Source organism: Pseudomonas sp. 8 R 14 (genome assembly GCF_900005955.1).
In the GTDB taxonomy this organism is placed as follows: Bacteria; Pseudomonadota; Gammaproteobacteria; order Pseudomonadales; family Pseudomonadaceae; genus Aquipseudomonas; species Aquipseudomonas marginalis.
In genome coordinates, this window is sequence record NZ_CVTH01000058.1 from 425,228 (window position 1) to 441,499 (window position 16,272).

Genomic DNA, 16,272 nt, shown 5'->3' on the forward strand with positions numbered 1-16,272 from the left:
CCGACCGGTCACTCGATCGGCAAACATACAGCAAGGTGCCAGGTCACTTCAGCAAAAACACCATCAGCGGGTTGTCGTTCAATCGCCCCTCTAGGCTCGGCTGCAGGCGATCCAGGGGCGTTCCCGGCAACAGCGTCGTTTCCTTGCGTGCCACGATCACCCAGGCAGGACGGGGCAAAGCATCCAGCCGTCCAACCTCGTTACCCGCGATAAACACGGGCTGCTCGTCGTGGTCCAGGTTCATCATGTAGCGCACGGCCCAGGTATCACGCCCCAGGTTGAGAAACACCAAGGTACCCGGCTGCTTCACGCGAAGCGCCTCCACCTGCCCCACGAATCTCCGGGTATCGAACTGCAAATCCTTGGCCGGCTCCACGACAGCCACCAACACCAGCCATTGCGCCGCCAATGCAACGAGGCTAAGCCACACCAGTCGCTGCGGCCGTCGCCAGACACCCAGCGCAGCCACTTGCAGCACCAACAGGACAGCAATCAGTAGCGGCAACGAAACGTTAGGCCAGTAACCGTGCTTCTGCCACCCATGCCGACAGACAAACACGGCAACCACGCACAGCGCCGGCAGCGCCGCGACAAGCCATTCATAGCCCCTGCGCACGCCCAAGAGCCAGCCTTGCGCCTGAAGCAGCCCATAGGCCGCGACAGCCGCAAACATCGGCACCATGGGCAGAATGTAATAGGCACGCTTGAAATGCGGCACCGACAAGCCAAGCAGGATCATCAACCCACAGGCACCGAGCCGCACCACCAATTGCACCGGATCATCAAACCGCTCCGCCCAACGATGACGCAGCGCAACCAATGTGACCAACGCCAGCGGCACCACGGGGAAGTAACGGTACAGGCTCAGCTGGAAGTAGAAATAGAACGGCTCGCCGCTTTCATCAAGGCGCCCGCCCACTTGCATATTGAACACTTCATCGGCAAACCCATCGCCGCCGCTGATGCGCGCCAGCTTCACCAACAGCCACCAACAGGCCGCCAGCAACACCAGGCCGACGATGCCGTGGATCAACACCTGCCTGACCCGCGCTCCAGGTCTGCCCAGCGCCCAATACACGCACACCACGCCGCAGACTTCGATCAAGCCCAGCGGGCCGCGTATCGCGAAACCCAGGATGAACAGCGGGAACACCGCAAGTTGCCTGAGCCGCGAACCCAGGCGCTCACCACTGTGCAGCAGGTAGAAACTGCCGACACACAGCACCGCCACCATCTGGTCCAGGCATACCGAGCGGGACTTTTCGAGCAATTGGGTGGTGAGCAACGTCAGCAGCACCGTGAGCAACGCCCACGGGCGACTCGCCGGGACCAGCAAGCGATAGATCAAGGCTACGACCCCGGCGGATGCAAGGGCAGTGGGCAGCACATTGGCCAAATGGTTGGGCGCACCGAACAACCGGGCAAATACGTAACTGAAGAAGGTCGCGGTACCAGGGTAGTCCGCGTAAGGCTGCCCATAGGTGGTGGGGAAAAGACTCGCGCCATGGCGAAACATTTCCTGCAGGAACAGCGCCCAGCGCCCGTCAAAGCCCTGGGGTTGCTGGTCCCAGATACCCAGCGTGAACAGCAACAGCGCGAACAGGAAAATGCCCAGGGACTCCAGGCGGAAACGGTTGCAGTGATCCATGGGTTGGCCTGTCAGGTAGGGAACGCCGACCTAGGGTGCCGAACGTATCCCTAATAGCACCTGAACAAACCTGAACATTCACGTTTCACCGACCAGCAGGCCACACCAGCCTCGGGATCAGGCGCACGTAGATCAACTCGCCCACCAACTCGACCAGGGTTTGCAGGATCACCGCCGTCGCCGCCACGCCGCGCACGTCTTCTGGCAACGCCAGGGCCAGCGGCAACACCACCAATGAGTTACGCGTCGATGCGCTGAACGTCACCGCCCGTGCCGTCGCCGCCGGCAGCGCGAACAGCCTCGCAGCCAACGCCCCGATCACCGGCGCCAGCAACAGGAACGCCACGTACACCGGGATCACCGGCAGCAACAGGTTAATGTCACGCACCACCGAAGTGATTTGCGAACCGATCACCACCACCAACACCAGCGCCATCGCCGGCACCGGCAACCATGCCCAGGCGTCGCTCCAAGCACTGACGCCCGACGAGCGCCGTGCCAGGAATGTGGTGATCACCGCCAGCCCCATGGGCAGCACGATCAACAACAGGAACGCCTCGATAAACGGCCCCGCCTGCACCACCACCCCGGACTGCGCCCCCAGCATCAACCCCAGGTACACCGGCAACAGCAGCAACTGCAGCAACAACAGCACCGGCGTCGCCGCCAGCATCAAGCGCGAGTCGCCTTTACCGATATGGGTAAACACCACCACATAGTCGATACACGGCGTCAGCAACACCAGCAATGCGCCCACCAGCAACGCCGGGCGCTCCACCAGGCCACGGGTCAACCCCCACACCAGCAGCGGCACGAGGATGAAATTGGCCAGCAGCAGCGCCGACAGAAAGCGCTTATGGCCCAAGCCCTGGCGCAGGTCCAGAAAAGGAATTTGCAGGAACATCGCATACATCAACACCGCGATGGCGGGCGTGACCAGCGCGCCGAGGCCCTGGGCCAACGAAGGCGCGAGCAGGCCGAACGCACCAGCCAGGAGGACAGCGGCGAAGTAGAGGGGGATCTGGTGGTGTTCGAGGGTGTCGCGGGTCATGAAAACGCTCTGGTGGACCGCAGAGGTGCAAGCCTATGCGTCTACTGGCGCGAGGTCGAGTGCAGCGGACCGGTCGCCTCTGAAGGATATTCTTGGCGTGTATGCAATACGGTCAGGATCTCGACCTGTTCCATAACGCGATAGACGACCCGATAGTTTGGATGAACAACCATTTCACGAGTGCCGGACAAGCGCCCTTGCCTGAATCCGTATGGCATTGACGATAAACCCTCAGCGGCCGCCACAATCGTACGGTGCAACGAAGCGGCGGAAGCGGCGTTGTACTGCTCGATGTAATCAATAACTTCGGTCAAGGCGACGATAGCCTCAGGTCGCTATTTAACGAGCAGCACGACGAGCTTTGCGCCTCTCTTCCAGCATCCTCTCGACTTCTGCCATTGCCTCATCGTGTGGAATACTTGGGTGAGGATCATCAATGGAAGCCTGTACCTTGGCACGAAACCAACGGTCGTAGCTGGCAGCCTGCTCTTCAGTTTCAAACTCTGAAACGATGGGAGAACGTGGGATGCTCATGGCGACCTCCGGAATAGGTGCCTGCCAGTCTAATCTGTCCATGGTTTGCTGTCGTTTCTCTCGGATCTATGGCTTTCGCCGGGGCTCTGCACGCTTTGCGAGCGCCGAAGGTTAATGACCCAATCAAAGGGCAGACAAGTGCTGGCAAACTGGCTAGCTGTTACTAAAAAATAATAATCCACGCAGGGGCTTCGAAACGATGAATTTGAATGACGCCTCTTCAGTAGAACTTGCAACTACACCCCAAAATAGCCAAAGCGAATCCTTCAAGGAATCCGCCGCAGACGGCCACCCCCTCGGCGGCTTCACCTGGCGCCACCCGCGCACCGACCTAGAACGCCCGGTCGTCATCATCAACGCCGCCACCTCCGTGCGTTGCCGCCACTACTCACGTTTCGCCGACTACCTGTTTGCCAACGGCTTTGACGTGATCACCTACGACTATCGCGGCATCGGCGAGTCCCGCAGCGGTTCGTTGCGTGGGTTCAAGGCGTCGTGGTCGGATTGGGGCACGCTGGATTTCGAAGCGATCCTGCTGCGGGCGCAGCGGGAGTTTCCAGGCCAGCCGATTGATGTGGTCGGCCACAGTTTTGGTGGCTGTGCGGCGGGGCTGGGCGCATCCGGCGCGGTGATCCGGCGAATCGTGACCGTGGGCGCGCAGTTCGCCTACTGGCGCGATTACGCCGCCGCCGGGCGCTGGCAGATGTTTGCCAAATGGCATGTGGTCATGCCGATGGTCACGGCACTCTGCGGATATTTCCCCGGCAAGCGCCTGGGTTGGCTGGAGGATACGCCGGCAGGCGTGGTGCGCGACTGGAGCACGCCAACGCCCAGGTATGAGACGCGGCCCAGCGGGCGGGCCCTGGCGGACTTGCCATTCAGTCGCGTGAAGGCGCAGGTGCTGGCGATCAGCATCACCGATGACCCCTTCGGCACCGTGGCGGCGATTGAACGGTTGCTGGGTAACTTCGACGGCAGCGAGCGCACCCATCTGCGCATCGCCCCGGAAGACATCGGCGAAAAACAGGTCGGACATTTCGCGTTCTTTCGCAGGGAGTATCAGGATCGGTTGTGGCCGATTGCACTGGCCTGGCTGCAACACGGTCAATTAACGGCGGATACCCTTGGGATTTCCCTCAACCTGCGCTTCAATACCCCACCCAGATCCTGACCCAAGGACGTGAGCCCATGGCCTCGCCGAACAAGCAGCAAAAACGTGCCCACCGGGCCAAGGCCAAGGCCAAGCAGAACCGCACCCAGCGCGCCGTCGCGAGCAAACCGGATGCGTTTGCCGGCGATGACGACCGGATTGACCTTGAGTCAGTGGATTTGACCGAGCTGTTCGTGGAGATGCGCACCGCCGGCGAGACCAGCCAGCAGGCCCTCTGCGCGGTATTCCTGGCCCACCCGCTGCTCGCGCTGGTGCTGGAGCAGGAAGGCGAAGAAGAAGCCACCGACTTTATCCTGGCGGCACTGATCGAGTATCGGCAGTGGGCCACCGACAGCGACGATGAAGCCGCCGCACTGGCGTGGATCGAATCGCCGCAGTTCCAGGCGGATTACGTCGCCGCATCCGAGGCCCTCACCAACTAAAACCAAATGTGGGAGGGGGCTTGCCCCCTCCCACATTTGAACTGCGGCGCAATCGAGCACCGCATTCCATCACATCAATTCAGCACCGCAGCGCCCACTCTCTGCGCCTTGCGACGGCTGGACACAAACAACCCCGCCGCCACTACCAGCAAGCTCAAGACCCCGGTCGCGATGATCTCGACCCGATGCGCTTCCTGGAACAGCATGATGGTCAATGTGCCGACGATGAATACCATCACCGCGTAGGTCAGGCCTGGGAACAGCCACATCTTGAAGACAATTTTCTCGCCCGCCGCCATGCGCTTCTGGCGCATGCGCAGTTGCGACACCGCAATCACCAGGTACACCAGCAGCGCGATGGCGCCAGAGCTGGCCAGCAGGAATTCGAACACCGCTGCCGGCGCCACGTAGTTGGCAAATACCGCCAGGAACGCCGCGCCGGTGGACAGCAATACCGCCCAGTAAGGCGTGCCGCTTTTGTTGGTGCGCTTGGCCACGGCCGGTGCATCGCCGCGACGGCCCAGGGAGAACAGCATGCGCGAAGCGGTGTACAGCGCCGAGTTCAGGCAGCTGGTCACGGCAACCAGAACCACCAGGTCGACGATCAGCTTGGCGTTCGGGATACCCATGCGTTCCAGCACGGTCTGGTAGGAACCTACCGCCGCCAAGGTCGGATCATTCCAAGGCACCAGGGACACGACGATGAAGATCGACAACAGGTAGAACAAACCAATCCGCCAGATCACCGAGTTGGTGGCCTTGGTGATTTGCTGGCCCGGGTTCTTCGATTCAGCGGCGGCGATGGTGACGATCTCGGTGCCCATGAAGGAGAACATGGTGGTCAGGATCGCTGCCAATACCGCGCCCATGCCGTTGGGCATAAAGCCTTGGGTGTCAAAGAGGTGGGAAACGCCGCTGACCTGGCTGGTAGGAAGGAAGCCGAAAATCGCCGCCAGGCCGAGGATCACAAAGCCCACGATCGCCACGACCTTGATCAACGCGAACCAGAACTCGAACTCACCGTAGTTCTTCACGCTGAACAGGTTGGTGGCCGTCAGCAGCAACGTGATGATCAGCGTGAAGGCCCAAATGGCCACATCCGGGAACCAGGCGTTGAGAATGGTCGCGGCGGCGTTGGCTTCCAATGGAATCACCAGCACCCAGAACCACCAGTACAGCCAGCCGATGGTAAAGCCGGCCCAGTGACCGATCGCACGGTCGGCATAGGTGGAGAACGAACCGGTGTCCGGCGACGCCACGGCCATTTCGGCCAGCATGCGCATCACCAAGACCACCAGCGTACCCGCTGCGGCATATGCCAGCAGGACCGCAGGGCCAGCGGCAGCAATCGCGTGGCCGGAGCCGACAAACAAACCGGCACCAATGACGCCGGCAATCGACAGCATGGTGACGTGACGCGGTTTGAGCCCCTGTTCGAGGTCATTGGAGCTTTGCGTACTACTCATTGACACACCTTTGCGAGGAATTGCGAAAACGGTCCGCCCGGCCTGGGCTCTTCCTCGTGAAAAGAAACCAACAGGGCGTTCTTTATTTTTTACGCAAGATTTGCGCCAAAATGTTACAAAACCGCGATTGACGCGGCCTGCAGGATGATTCACCAGTCATCGCAAGTCATTGAGAACAATGGCATTTCGCTATAGCGTTACCGTGCGACTCACTTTCAAGACGAACAAGCGCACCAAAAACACACACGAAAAGTACGCGGCGCGCCATAAAAGGGCCGATAGCTACCGTTTGCCCGTTTAACCCTTCCAACACCCGGCCAAAGCTGGCACCATCGCGCCCTTTTTCACGCGAAGCCTGCGGATTCACGGGTTAAAACGGTTGTTCGGTTGTTGATGGCGCGACACCCTGCTGTGCCGATGCGACACCCTGCCGCACACCGCCCGTTTACCGCCCGCCGCGCTGTTGGCCGCCATCAGGACGCTATGCTAGCTTGGCGCCTCGCCAGGAAGGCGGCCCAACAGCGAAGATCGCAATGAACACAATGAGGACCCCACATGGCCGAGGCCACGCCCGCGCTTGAAATCCGCAACTTGCATAAACGCTATGGTGAGCTGGAGGTACTCAAAGGTATCTCGCTGACCGCTCGCGACGGCGATGTGATCTCGATCCTGGGTTCCTCCGGTTCCGGCAAGTCCACGTTCCTGCGCTGCATCAACCTGCTGGAAAACCCGCACCAGGGCCAGATCCTCGTGGCCGGCGAAGAGCTCAAGCTCAAGGCCGCGAAAAACGGCGAGCTGATGGCCGCAGACGGCAAGCAGATCAACCGCCTGCGCAGCGAAATCGGTTTTGTGTTTCAAAACTTTAACCTGTGGCCGCACATGAGCATCCTCGACAACATCATCGAGGCCCCTCGCCGTGTGCTCGGCCAGAGCAAGGCCGAGGCAATAGAAGTGGCCGAAGCCCTGCTGGACAAGGTCGGCATCGCCGACAAGCGCCATGCCTACCCCGCGCAATTGTCCGGCGGCCAGCAACAACGGGCGGCCATCGCGCGCACCCTGGCGATGCAGCCCAAGGTCATCCTGTTCGACGAACCCACTTCAGCCCTTGACCCGGAAATGGTCCAGGAAGTACTTAATGTGATCCGCGCGCTGGCCGAAGAAGGCCGCACCATGCTGCTGGTCACCCACGAAATGGGCTTCGCCCGTCAGGTCTCCAGTGAAGTGGTGTTCCTCCACCAGGGCCTGATCGAAGAGCAAGGATCGCCACAGCAGGTGTTTGAAAACCCGCTTTCGGCGCGCTGCAAACAATTCATGTCCAGCAACCGCTAACGGAGCAACATGCATGCAGAACTATAAAAAATTCCTTCTGGCCGCGGCCGTCTCGATGGCGTTCAGCGCCACGGCCATGGCAGAAACCTTGACCATGGGGATCGAAGCGGCCTACCCGCCGTTCAACAATAAAGACGCCAGCGGCCAAGTGGTCGGCTTCGACAAAGACATCGGCGACGCCCTGTGCGCCAAGATGAAAGTCGAAAAGTGCGACGTGTATGTGTCCGACTGGGACGGCATCATCCCGGCCCTGAATGCCAAGAAGTTCGACTTCCTGGTGTCCTCGCTGTCGATCACCGACGAGCGCAAGCAAGCCGTCGACTTCACCGACCCGTACTACTCCAACAAGCTGCAGTTCATCGCGCCCAAAGCCACCGCAGACTTCAAGACCGACGCCGCCTACCTGAAGGGCAAGGTCATCGGCGCCCAACGCGCGACGCTGGCCGGCACCTACCTGGAAGACAAGCTGCCTGACACCGAAGCCAAGCTCTACGACACTCAGGAAAACGCCTACCTTGACCTGACGTCCGGCCGCCTCGACGGGATCCTCGCCGACAAGTACGTGCAGTACGAATGGCTCAAGAGCAAAGACGGCCTGGCCTACGAGTTCAAGGGCGACCCGGTTGTCGAGAGCGACAAGATCGGTATCGCCGTACGCAAGGGCGACCCGCTGCGCGAGCGCCTGAACAAAGCCCTGGCAGAGATCAAGGCAGACGGCACCTACAAGAAGATCAACGACAAGTACTTCCCGTTCAGCATCGAATGACCTGAACGGCCTGCCCGGCGCGCTCACTTGAGCGCGCCGGCTTTCAGCAATGCCTGCCGCGATATGAAGACACCATGAATTTCGATCTCTACGGATTCGGCCCGGCGCTCGCTGCCGGCGCGCTGATGACCGTCAAACTGGCGCTCACGGCGTTATGCCTGGGGCTGGTACTCGGCCTCGCCGGTGCCCTGGCCAAGACTTCCCCGTACAAGCCGTTGCAATGGCTGGGCGGTACTTACTCGACAATCGTTCGCGGTGTGCCGGAGCTGCTGTGGGTGCTGCTGATCTACTTCGGCACGATCAACGCCATGCGCTCACTGGGTGAGCTGCTCGATATTCCCGACCTGTCCCTCAGCGCCTTTGCCGCTGGCGTGATCGCCCTGGGCCTGTGTTTCGGCGCCTACGCCACGGAAGTGCTGCGGGGTGCAATCATCTCCATTCCCAAAGGCCACCGCGAAGCGGGTGTGGCGCTGGGTCTGTCGAAGTTTCGTATCTTTACCCGGTTGATCATGCCGCAGATGTGGCGCATCGCCCTGCCGGGCCTGGGCAATCTGTTCCTGATCCTGATGAAAGATACCGCGCTGGTCACGGTCATCGGCCTCGAGGAAATCATGCGCCATGCGCAGATCGCCGTAACCGTCACCAAACAGCCTTTCACCTTCTATATGGTCGCCGCATTCATCTACCTGGGCCTGACGTCGCTGTCGATGGTGGCCATGCACTTCCTGGAACAACGCGCCGCCCGCGGCTTCGTGAGGACGACGTAATGGAATGGGAAGTCATCATCAAGTGGCTGCCGAAGTTTATCCAGGGCGCCATCCTGACCCTGGAGCTGGTGAGCATCGCTGTGATCCTCGGCCTGATCCTGGCCATCCCCCTGGGTATCGCGCGCTCGTCCAAGCACCTGTCTGTGCGCGCCCTGCCCTACGCCTATATCTTTTTCTTTCGCGGCACGCCGCTGCTGGTGCAGTTGTTCCTGGTCTATTACGGACTGGCCCAATTCGACAGCATCCGCTCAAGCTTCATGTGGAAGTACCTGCGCGATCCGTTCTGGTGTGCCACCGCCACCATGACGCTACACACCGCCGCGTACATCGCCGAGATCCTGCGGGGTGCCATCCAGGCCATTCCGCCTGGGGAAATCGAAGCCGCCCGTGCGTTGGGCATGTCCAGGCCCAAGACGCTGTTCTACATCGTACTGCCCCGGGCCGCGCGCATCGGATTGCCGGCCTACAGCAACGAAGTGATCCTGATGCTCAAGGCCAGCTCGCTGGCGAGCACCGTGACCCTGCTGGAACTGACCGGCATGGCCAGGACGATCATCGCGCGCAACTACCTGACGGTGGAGATGTTCTTCACCGCCGGCGTGTTCTACCTGCTGATCTCCTTCCTGCTGGTACGCGGCTTCAGGCTGCTGGAACGCTGGCTGCGCGTCGATGCCTGCCAGGGACGTTGAAGCCCGCTTCGAGGCGCTGGATGCGTTTCTGATCGAGCACCAAGGGCTGTGGCGACCACGGCCCTTTACTCATCGGCAGTTGCCTTGGGAAACCGAGCATCCGCAACTGGCCCGATGGCTGCGTCAACGCTCGTTGTCCGACGCGGAAACCAGTCATAACCATCCCCACACCCTACCGGCGCCGGCGCCTTTTCCCTCACTGGCCCGCGAAGCCTTGCGCCTCAGTGCTGTGGATAAGTTACCGACGCAGCCCCTGCAACCGGCGGCGCGCCGCCTGAATGTCGACGTACCCGGGCGCAAGTGGCAGCAAATCGAAGCCTTCGGCGCCGCGCTGCAGTTTGCGCAAACACCCCGGCATTGGCTGGACTGGTGCGCCGGCAAGGGCCACCTCGGCCGCCGCCTGCTGCACACCAACCAACAGCTGACCTGCCTGGAATGCGACCCGGCGCTGATCGCGGCAGGCCAGGCCTTGAGCGACCACCACGGCCTGCCCGTCACCCACCGCCTGCAAGATGTCATGGCGAACGTGAGCCTAGACCCCGAGCACACCTCCGTCGCCCTGCATGCCTGCGGCGACCTGCATGTGCGCCTGCTGCAATTGGCCAGTGCCGCCGGCTGCAAGCAACTGGCCGTGGCGCCGTGCTGCTACAACCGCATCAACACGGACGCCTACCAGCCGCTGTCCGAAGCGGGCCGTGCTTCAGCCTTGCAGTTGTCGGTCGACGATCTTGGCCTGCCCCTCAGCGAAACCGTCACGGCCGGTAAACGCGTGCGGCTGCAGCGGGACATCTCCATGGCGCGCCGCCTGGGTTTCGATCAGTTACAACGCCAGTTACGCCACTGCGACGAGTACCTGCCTACCCCTTCCCTGCCCGCCGGTTGGCTGGACAAACCCTTCGCCGACTACTGCCAGGCGTTGGCCAGTATCAAAGGGTTATCCACAGGTGAACAGGATTGGGCGGCGCTGGAAGCGCACGGCTGGCAACGTTTGGCCGAGGTCAGGAACCTGGAGTTGCTGCGGGGGCTGTTTCGGCGCCCACTTGAAGTGTGGCTGGTACTGGATCGGGCACTGTTTCTTGGCGAACGTGGCTACAGGGTCGAAGTGGGCAGCTTCTGCGAAACCACACTGACACCACGCAACTTGATGGTGCTTGCCGAGCGCGATTAAGGGGCAGGATTGTCGCACCCCAGCCTGTGGATAACTCTGTTGATGGAATCTTTACAAGGCCTGTGGCTACCTGCGCTACAGGCAAAAAGCCACGTTGTTCATTTTTTGTTCACAGAATAAAACGCACGTAAAACAGGCAGTTGCGGGGTGTTGAGAATGGCTCCACAACCTGATCATTTCGCGACAGCCCAAACAACCAATTGTGCATAAGCATCTGGCGTCAAGCACATAAACCGGCATTTACAGTTGCTTTTTGCGGGCAATCAGCAGACGGCAAAGCTCATTGATATCGTCACCGGCCAGGCTCAACGCCTGGCTGTCCAGCGGGTCGGCGCCGAACGCCAGGGCTTCGCTGATCCCTACGTCGTGATGCACCTCAAACGGCTCTTTCGTCCCCAGTCGCTGCCGGAATGCCTCAACCATATCCAGGCTGAAGGCACTGTCCTCATCCAGCTGGTTAAGCACGTAGTGAACGTGCGGCGCTCGGTCGCGCTCAAGGTGCGGCGCCAGCAGCCCATCGAGTTGGTCCAGGGTTCCCAGGGACGCCGCGTCGGCCTGGGCGACCACCAGCACCACATCCGCCACGCTCACGGCTTGATGGAAATAGACGCTGTTACCGGCGGGGGTATCGAGGATCACCGTGTGGCGGGCGTCCAGGCCCAAGGCGTGCAGCCGCTGCGCCAGCCAGTACGGTTCATGTTTCAGCCAGCGCTGCAGGGTGTCCTGCTGCTGGATATCGGTGTCGCCAAAGGTAATGACGCGGCTGCCGACAAAACCGGGCTGCTGGATGTGTTTCCAATGCGCATTCTGCAGGCTGGCGAGGCCGATGCCCGGTGAGGTCGGAGCGACACCGAAGTGACGGCGCAAGGCGTTTTGCGGGTCCAGGTCCACCGCCACCACCGATTCGCCCAGGCGCTGCAAACCACTGCTCAACAGGGTGGCCAGGGTGCTGCGCCCCACGCCTCCGTTGACCGACACCAGCGCCACCACGCAAGGGCGCCGCTCGGCCTTCTCCATCAGTGCGGACTGTACAGTGGAATCTTGAGGGGGAAAGGGGGTGCCATCCTCCACGGGAATGCTGCCAAAAAAGTGCAGTCGCGAATTCAGGCCACGGGGGTCACGCCTGACATCTTTGCCAAGCAGAGCAAGAAGACCGTCGGTAAAGCTCATAGCGCACCCTCCTCACGGCGAAGCTTAAAGACGTGAAAAGGTCAGCTGATACGACTGCTTACCGCAGGTCTTCTTATGGTCGCCCTTGTGCAGGCAGTCTGCTTCAAGCGCACAAAAGTGTCATTATTTTGATGGCTAAGCCGTCTATTTTTTAGATAAACGGCAAAGCGTCAAATTACCGACCAATACTGATCGCATCGTATGGGGTCTGCAGATCCCGCTCTGGAATTTCCCAAATCAACAACTTCGGCGGGGTTTGCTTGAACGCCGGGCTGTCGAAGTACGCCTTGGCTGCGCCGGAGAACTCGCCGCCGTCCTTGCTGAAATTGCCCACGGGAGCGTTCAGGGCTTTCTGCAGGAAGCCGACAAAGTTGGAATTGCGCGAGAACGAAGTACCGATCAGTGCCACATTGGGCAACCCGGCGTCGCCGAACAGGTCATCAGTGTTGCTGGTGGCGCCACCCGCTTCGTGGGCGGAGCTGGCCGCGACCGACTCTCCCGGGGGCTGCAACTTCGGCGGTAACCAGTCGAGACCGGCCAGGCGCACCAGATCACCGGGGCGCACGGCAAGCGGTGCCTGGGTGATCTCAAAGGTTTGCTCGGGCGTAGCCTTGATCTCACGTTGCTGGATGCGTTTTGCCAGCGCCTGGGCGCCGGCGTTGGAGCCGATTTCGCTCCAGTGGGTGTCGGTGCGCAGGTATGCCTCGGGCCCGAGGGGTTTTAAGGAATCGGTGAGGTCCAGCGCGGACACTCCAGCGGTCTGCAAAGTGGCCGTCCAGTCCTGAATCCGGCTGTTGAGCACTGCCGGTCGGTACAAGCCACACAGCTGGGCAACCGCAATGCGGCTCTTGTCCGGTACCACCACCACTTGCAGCTCGATACCTTTTTCACCCAGTTGCCGCTGCAGGTCGATCACGGCCTGGGCCTTGGTCTGTGCGTTGGCCTGGGCGTGGCGGTTGATGCGCAGTTCATCGCTGATAAACAGCCAGCCCGGGCAACCCGGCCGCACGCGTGGGCCGGTGTCGCCGAACGCCAGCCAGCTTGCGCCACGTTCCAGGTTGGCCGCCTGGATCGCCATCGGCGCCTTGGCCAGTTCCTTGGCGAAACGGTGGGTCAACTCACCGTGCAGCAGCATGTCGCTGTCGACCTTGGCGGGCAAGAAGCTGATCGGCCCCTTCACCATCAGCCAGGCGCAGGACAGCAGCCCCGCCGCCAGGAAGGGCACCAGCACCCAGGCCGCCAGGGGGCTGGTGCGAACAGCCAAGTCGCTCGGAGGAGTCGGCGCGGTAGGAGCGGGCATGGTCGGGCGTCCTTAGAACTGAAAGTACAGAAACGGTACGGCGTCGCGGCTGGCGATCAGCGCGAACGACAACACAAACCCGGCCACCGGCCACAACGAAGCGGCCACCACAAACCAGGGCTGGGTACCGAAACGCTGCTCGCAACGCACCTGCCAGATCGGCGCAATGATGCATACCAGGCCCAGCAACGCCGCCATGCCGTGGGCCGGGCGCATGGCCACGGCCATGGCGTCACCCAAGGCCACGCCATGCATACCGAACTGGCCGGCGTACATGGTCAGTGCCGAATGGAAGTCCGGCGCGCGGAACAAGGTCCAGGCCAGGCACACAAACAGCAACGTCAGGATGTGCGACAGCACCGGCGGAATGCGCGGCAGGCTCGACCGCGACCAGGCGCGATCCACACACAGCGCGATACCATGCGCCGCCCCCCACAACAGGTAGTTCCAACTGTCGCCGCCGTGCCACAACCCGGCGATTGCCATGGTCAGGAACAGGTTGCGATAGGTACGCCACACGCCGTCGCGGTTACCGCCCAGGGCGATATACAGGTAGTCGCGCAACCAACTGGACAACGACAAGTGCCAACGACGCCAAAAGTCCTGGATGCTGCTGGCCAGGTACGGGCGGTTGAAGTTTTCCGGGAAGTGAAAACCCAGCATCAGGCCCAGGCCGATGGCCATGGCGCTGTAGCCGGCGAAGTCGAAGAACAGTTGCAGCGAATAAGCCAGGCAACCGATCCACGCATCCACCAGGCTGGGGTTTTCCAGGTGGAAGGCAATGTCCACCAACGGCGACAAGGTGTCCGCCACCAGCACTTTCATGCCCATGCCGATCATGAAGCGCCGCGCACCGAGGGAGAAATTCGGCCAGTTGAAATAACGCTGGTTCAGTTCCCGGCGAACCCAGTCATAACGGATGATCGGGCCTGCAATCGAGTGGCCGAACATCGAAATGTACGTGGCGTAATTGATGAAGCTGCGTTCCACCGGCACCGTATGACGGTGCACGTCCACCAGGTAGGAAATCGCCTGCAGCACGATAAATGACAAGCCGGCCGGCAAGGCCACGCGCTGCCAATCCAGCGGCATGGCGCCGTACCAGGTGATCACCTCGCTCACGGTACCGGCGACGATGTTGGCGTACTTGTACCAACACAGCACCGCCGTGTTGAACACAATCAACGCGATCAACAGGCGCACCCGGCCTTTGCCGTCCTCACGGGAACGGTCCACCAGCAGGCCGCCGACCCATGCCACCACGGTCAACACCATGTGCAGGAACAGGAACAACGGGCTCAGCCAGCCGTAGAACAACCAGCTGCCGATCAACAGGATGACGTTGCGCCAGCTCGGACGAGCCAGGGCATAGATCAACAGGAAGGCCGGCAGGAACAGCGTGAGGAATTCGAGTGAGGCAAAGACCATGGTGGTGTCGGGCCCGATCAGTTAGCGAGTGCGTCGGAAGCGAACAGCAACTTCGAACCTGCAGCCGAAGGGACGGCCAGCACGCTATAGCGCTCACCCGCCTTGAGGGTGAACGTCAGCGGTTGGCCCACCGGAGCACCGGCGCACTTGAGCTGCACCGACAATTCCAGCGGGTTGATCATGCGGCGTTGCAACGAACCTTCGGCCACCTTCTTGAACAGCTCGGCCTTTTGGGCCACGGCTTCCAGGCTGGCGTCGGCGCAGGCGGCATCGGCGTTGATAAAGGCCAGGGAAGCCTTGAGCGCGTTGAAGTCGTCCGGTTGCTCACGCACCACCAACTGGCGCGTGGCGCCCTGGGCGTCGACCAACGCGACCACGGTGGCGAATTCGCCGGGGGCCACGGTCACCGACAGGTCGGCGTTTTTGCCGTCGCGGCTCAACACGCCCTTGATCGGCTTGTCACCCCCCACCACCGGCAGGAAGGCCGACACGGCTTTATCCCCGCTCAACACCAGGCTGGCCTTGGAACCGTCCGCCACCAGCTTCAACTCGCCGGGAGTGCCATTGGCAAAACGCAGGAACGCTGCGTCTTGCTCCGGCCCGGTGGGGTACAACGGGATGTCGGCGCTGTAGGCGCTGACACTGGCGAGCAAGGTCGCCAGGCCCAGAGTCATGCGTTTCATTATTTGCTTCCTTTACCGTAGGCCGATGGCGGCAGGTCGCCCAGAGCCGTACCAATGGCCTTGGCCCATTTCTGGTAGCCGTCGATGGTGAAGTGCTGGCCGTCAGTGGTGATCCACTCGCCCGGCTTGGAGAAGGCCAGCGAATCGATGTAGGTGCACGGCGCCACGTTACTGGCCAGGAAGGCCGACATCAGCTTGGTGCGGGTGTCGTCCTTCTTGTACTGGGAACCGACCTTGCCCCACGGCGGACCGACCCACACGCACTTGGTGCCGGTGTCGGTGATCGCCTTGGTCAGCGAGGTCACGCTTTTCCAGGCCCAGGCCTTGGGGAACACCGGGTTGGTGTACGAGCCCATGGTGTCGCCGATGATCAGCACGACAACGTCGGGTTTGTCCTTGGCAATCAGTTCCTGGATCGGCGTGGTGCTCATGGCGTTCTTGCCGTAGATCACCGCTTTGCCGGTGGGCAGGCGCTCGCCGCCACACTCGACTTTTTTCGGTACGACCCAATCCGCCGCACCAGCACCGCAGGCACCGATGGAATGAACCACCGCGCCTTGCTTGGTCAGGTTGTCTTGCAGCGGGTTGAGCAACGAATCGGGAAAGCTCATATGACTTTCGCCCAGTACCAGCATGGTTAGGCCGGCAATCGCAGAAACAGGCATGAATGACTCCGATTT

General features: G+C 61.4%; 17 protein-coding genes. 7 read left to right on the forward strand and 10 right to left on the reverse strand.

The annotated features are described in order from the left end of the window. Positions 1–43: 43 nt before the first annotated feature. The 4 genes from BFQ01_RS14355 to BFQ01_RS31480 all read right to left on the reverse strand — a co-directional run bounded on the left by BFQ01_RS14355 (position 44) and on the right by BFQ01_RS31480 (position 3,233). Positions 44–1,648: a hypothetical protein gene (locus BFQ01_RS14355; RefSeq protein WP_065925760.1), complete on the reverse strand. Its 1,605-nt coding sequence runs from the start codon at positions 1,646–1,648 to the stop codon at positions 44–46. An 85-nt stretch (positions 1,649–1,733) separates the two neighbouring features. Then, positions 1,734–2,699 (reverse strand): arsenic resistance protein, encoded by a 966-nt coding sequence (locus BFQ01_RS14360; RefSeq protein ID WP_065925761.1) that lies wholly within the window; start codon positions 2,697–2,699, stop codon positions 1,734–1,736. Positions 2,700–2,740: 41 nt separating this feature from the next. Further along, positions 2,741–3,022: a type II toxin-antitoxin system RelE/ParE family toxin gene (locus BFQ01_RS31475; RefSeq protein WP_256097741.1), complete on the reverse strand. Its 282-nt coding sequence runs from the start codon at positions 3,020–3,022 to the stop codon at positions 2,741–2,743. 16 nt (positions 3,023–3,038) lie between these two features. Next, complete coding sequence (locus BFQ01_RS31480; RefSeq protein WP_074848438.1) at positions 3,039–3,233, reverse strand: type II toxin-antitoxin system RelB family antitoxin; 195 nt, start codon at positions 3,231–3,233, stop codon at positions 3,039–3,041. A gap of 199 nt (positions 3,234–3,432) precedes the next feature. On the opposite strand from BFQ01_RS31480, the gene BFQ01_RS14365 reads away from it, so the two are divergent. Next, a complete protein-coding gene (locus BFQ01_RS14365) occupies positions 3,433–4,404 on the forward strand; it encodes an alpha/beta hydrolase family protein (protein WP_065925762.1) in 972 nt (323 codons plus the stop codon). A 17-nt stretch (positions 4,405–4,421) separates the two neighbouring features. Further along, positions 4,422–4,826 carry a hypothetical protein gene (locus tag BFQ01_RS14370; protein ID WP_027605088.1) on the forward strand — a complete coding sequence of 135 codons (405 nt, stop codon included), beginning with the start codon at positions 4,422–4,424 and terminating at the stop codon, positions 4,824–4,826. 74 nt (positions 4,827–4,900) lie between these two features. Here BFQ01_RS14370 and gabP read toward each other — a convergent pair whose 3' ends face one another. After that, positions 4,901–6,292 (reverse strand): GABA permease, encoded by a 1,392-nt coding sequence (gabP, locus tag BFQ01_RS14375; RefSeq protein ID WP_065925763.1) that lies wholly within the window; start codon positions 6,290–6,292, stop codon positions 4,901–4,903. Between the two features lie 555 nt (positions 6,293–6,847). Here gabP and BFQ01_RS14380 point away from each other — a divergent pair. The 5 genes from BFQ01_RS14380 (at position 6,848) to BFQ01_RS14400 (ending at position 11,011) form a co-directional block, all read left to right on the forward strand. Then, positions 6,848–7,621 (forward strand): ABC transporter ATP-binding protein, encoded by a 774-nt coding sequence (locus BFQ01_RS14380; protein ID WP_065925764.1) that lies wholly within the window; start codon positions 6,848–6,850, stop codon positions 7,619–7,621. 13 nt (positions 7,622–7,634) lie between these two features. Then, the gene (locus BFQ01_RS14385; RefSeq protein WP_065925765.1) at positions 7,635–8,387 is read left to right on the forward strand and encodes an ABC transporter substrate-binding protein; all 753 of its coding nucleotides are present in this window, start codon (positions 7,635–7,637) and stop codon (positions 8,385–8,387) included. 74 nt (positions 8,388–8,461) lie between these two features. Next, positions 8,462–9,154, forward strand: coding sequence for an ABC transporter permease (locus BFQ01_RS14390; RefSeq protein WP_027605092.1), 693 nt, complete (start codon positions 8,462–8,464; stop codon positions 9,152–9,154). After that, positions 9,154–9,843 (forward strand): ABC transporter permease, encoded by a 690-nt coding sequence (locus BFQ01_RS14395; RefSeq protein ID WP_065925766.1) that lies wholly within the window; start codon positions 9,154–9,156, stop codon positions 9,841–9,843. Before BFQ01_RS14390 ends, BFQ01_RS14395 begins: the two co-directional genes overlap by 1 nt. Continuing rightward, positions 9,824–11,011, forward strand: a complete 1,188-nt coding sequence (locus tag BFQ01_RS14400) for a methyltransferase (protein WP_065925767.1) — start codon at positions 9,824–9,826, stop codon at positions 11,009–11,011. The genes BFQ01_RS14395 and BFQ01_RS14400 overlap by 20 nt, the downstream gene beginning before the upstream one ends. A gap of 240 nt (positions 11,012–11,251) precedes the next feature. Here BFQ01_RS14400 and bcsQ read toward each other — a convergent pair whose 3' ends face one another. The 5 genes from bcsQ to BFQ01_RS14425 form a co-directional block, all read right to left on the reverse strand. After that, positions 11,252–12,181 carry a cellulose biosynthesis protein BcsQ gene (gene bcsQ, locus BFQ01_RS14405; protein WP_065925768.1) on the reverse strand — a complete coding sequence of 310 codons (930 nt, stop codon included), beginning with the start codon at positions 12,179–12,181 and terminating at the stop codon, positions 11,252–11,254. Between the two features lie 175 nt (positions 12,182–12,356). Continuing rightward, positions 12,357–13,481, reverse strand: a complete 1,125-nt coding sequence (locus tag BFQ01_RS14410; RefSeq protein WP_065925769.1) for an alginate O-acetyltransferase AlgX-related protein — start codon at positions 13,479–13,481, stop codon at positions 12,357–12,359. Between the two features lie 12 nt (positions 13,482–13,493). Continuing rightward, positions 13,494–14,909, reverse strand: coding sequence for an MBOAT family O-acyltransferase (locus BFQ01_RS14415; RefSeq protein ID WP_027605097.1), 1,416 nt, complete (start codon positions 14,907–14,909; stop codon positions 13,494–13,496). A gap of 17 nt (positions 14,910–14,926) precedes the next feature. Continuing rightward, complete coding sequence (locus BFQ01_RS14420; protein ID WP_065925770.1) at positions 14,927–15,592, reverse strand: DUF4397 domain-containing protein; 666 nt, start codon at positions 15,590–15,592, stop codon at positions 14,927–14,929. Further along, positions 15,592–16,257 (reverse strand): SGNH/GDSL hydrolase family protein, encoded by a 666-nt coding sequence (locus BFQ01_RS14425; protein WP_065925771.1) that lies wholly within the window; start codon positions 16,255–16,257, stop codon positions 15,592–15,594. The genes BFQ01_RS14420 and BFQ01_RS14425 overlap by 1 nt, the downstream gene beginning before the upstream one ends. Positions 16,258–16,272: the final 15 nt, after the last annotated feature.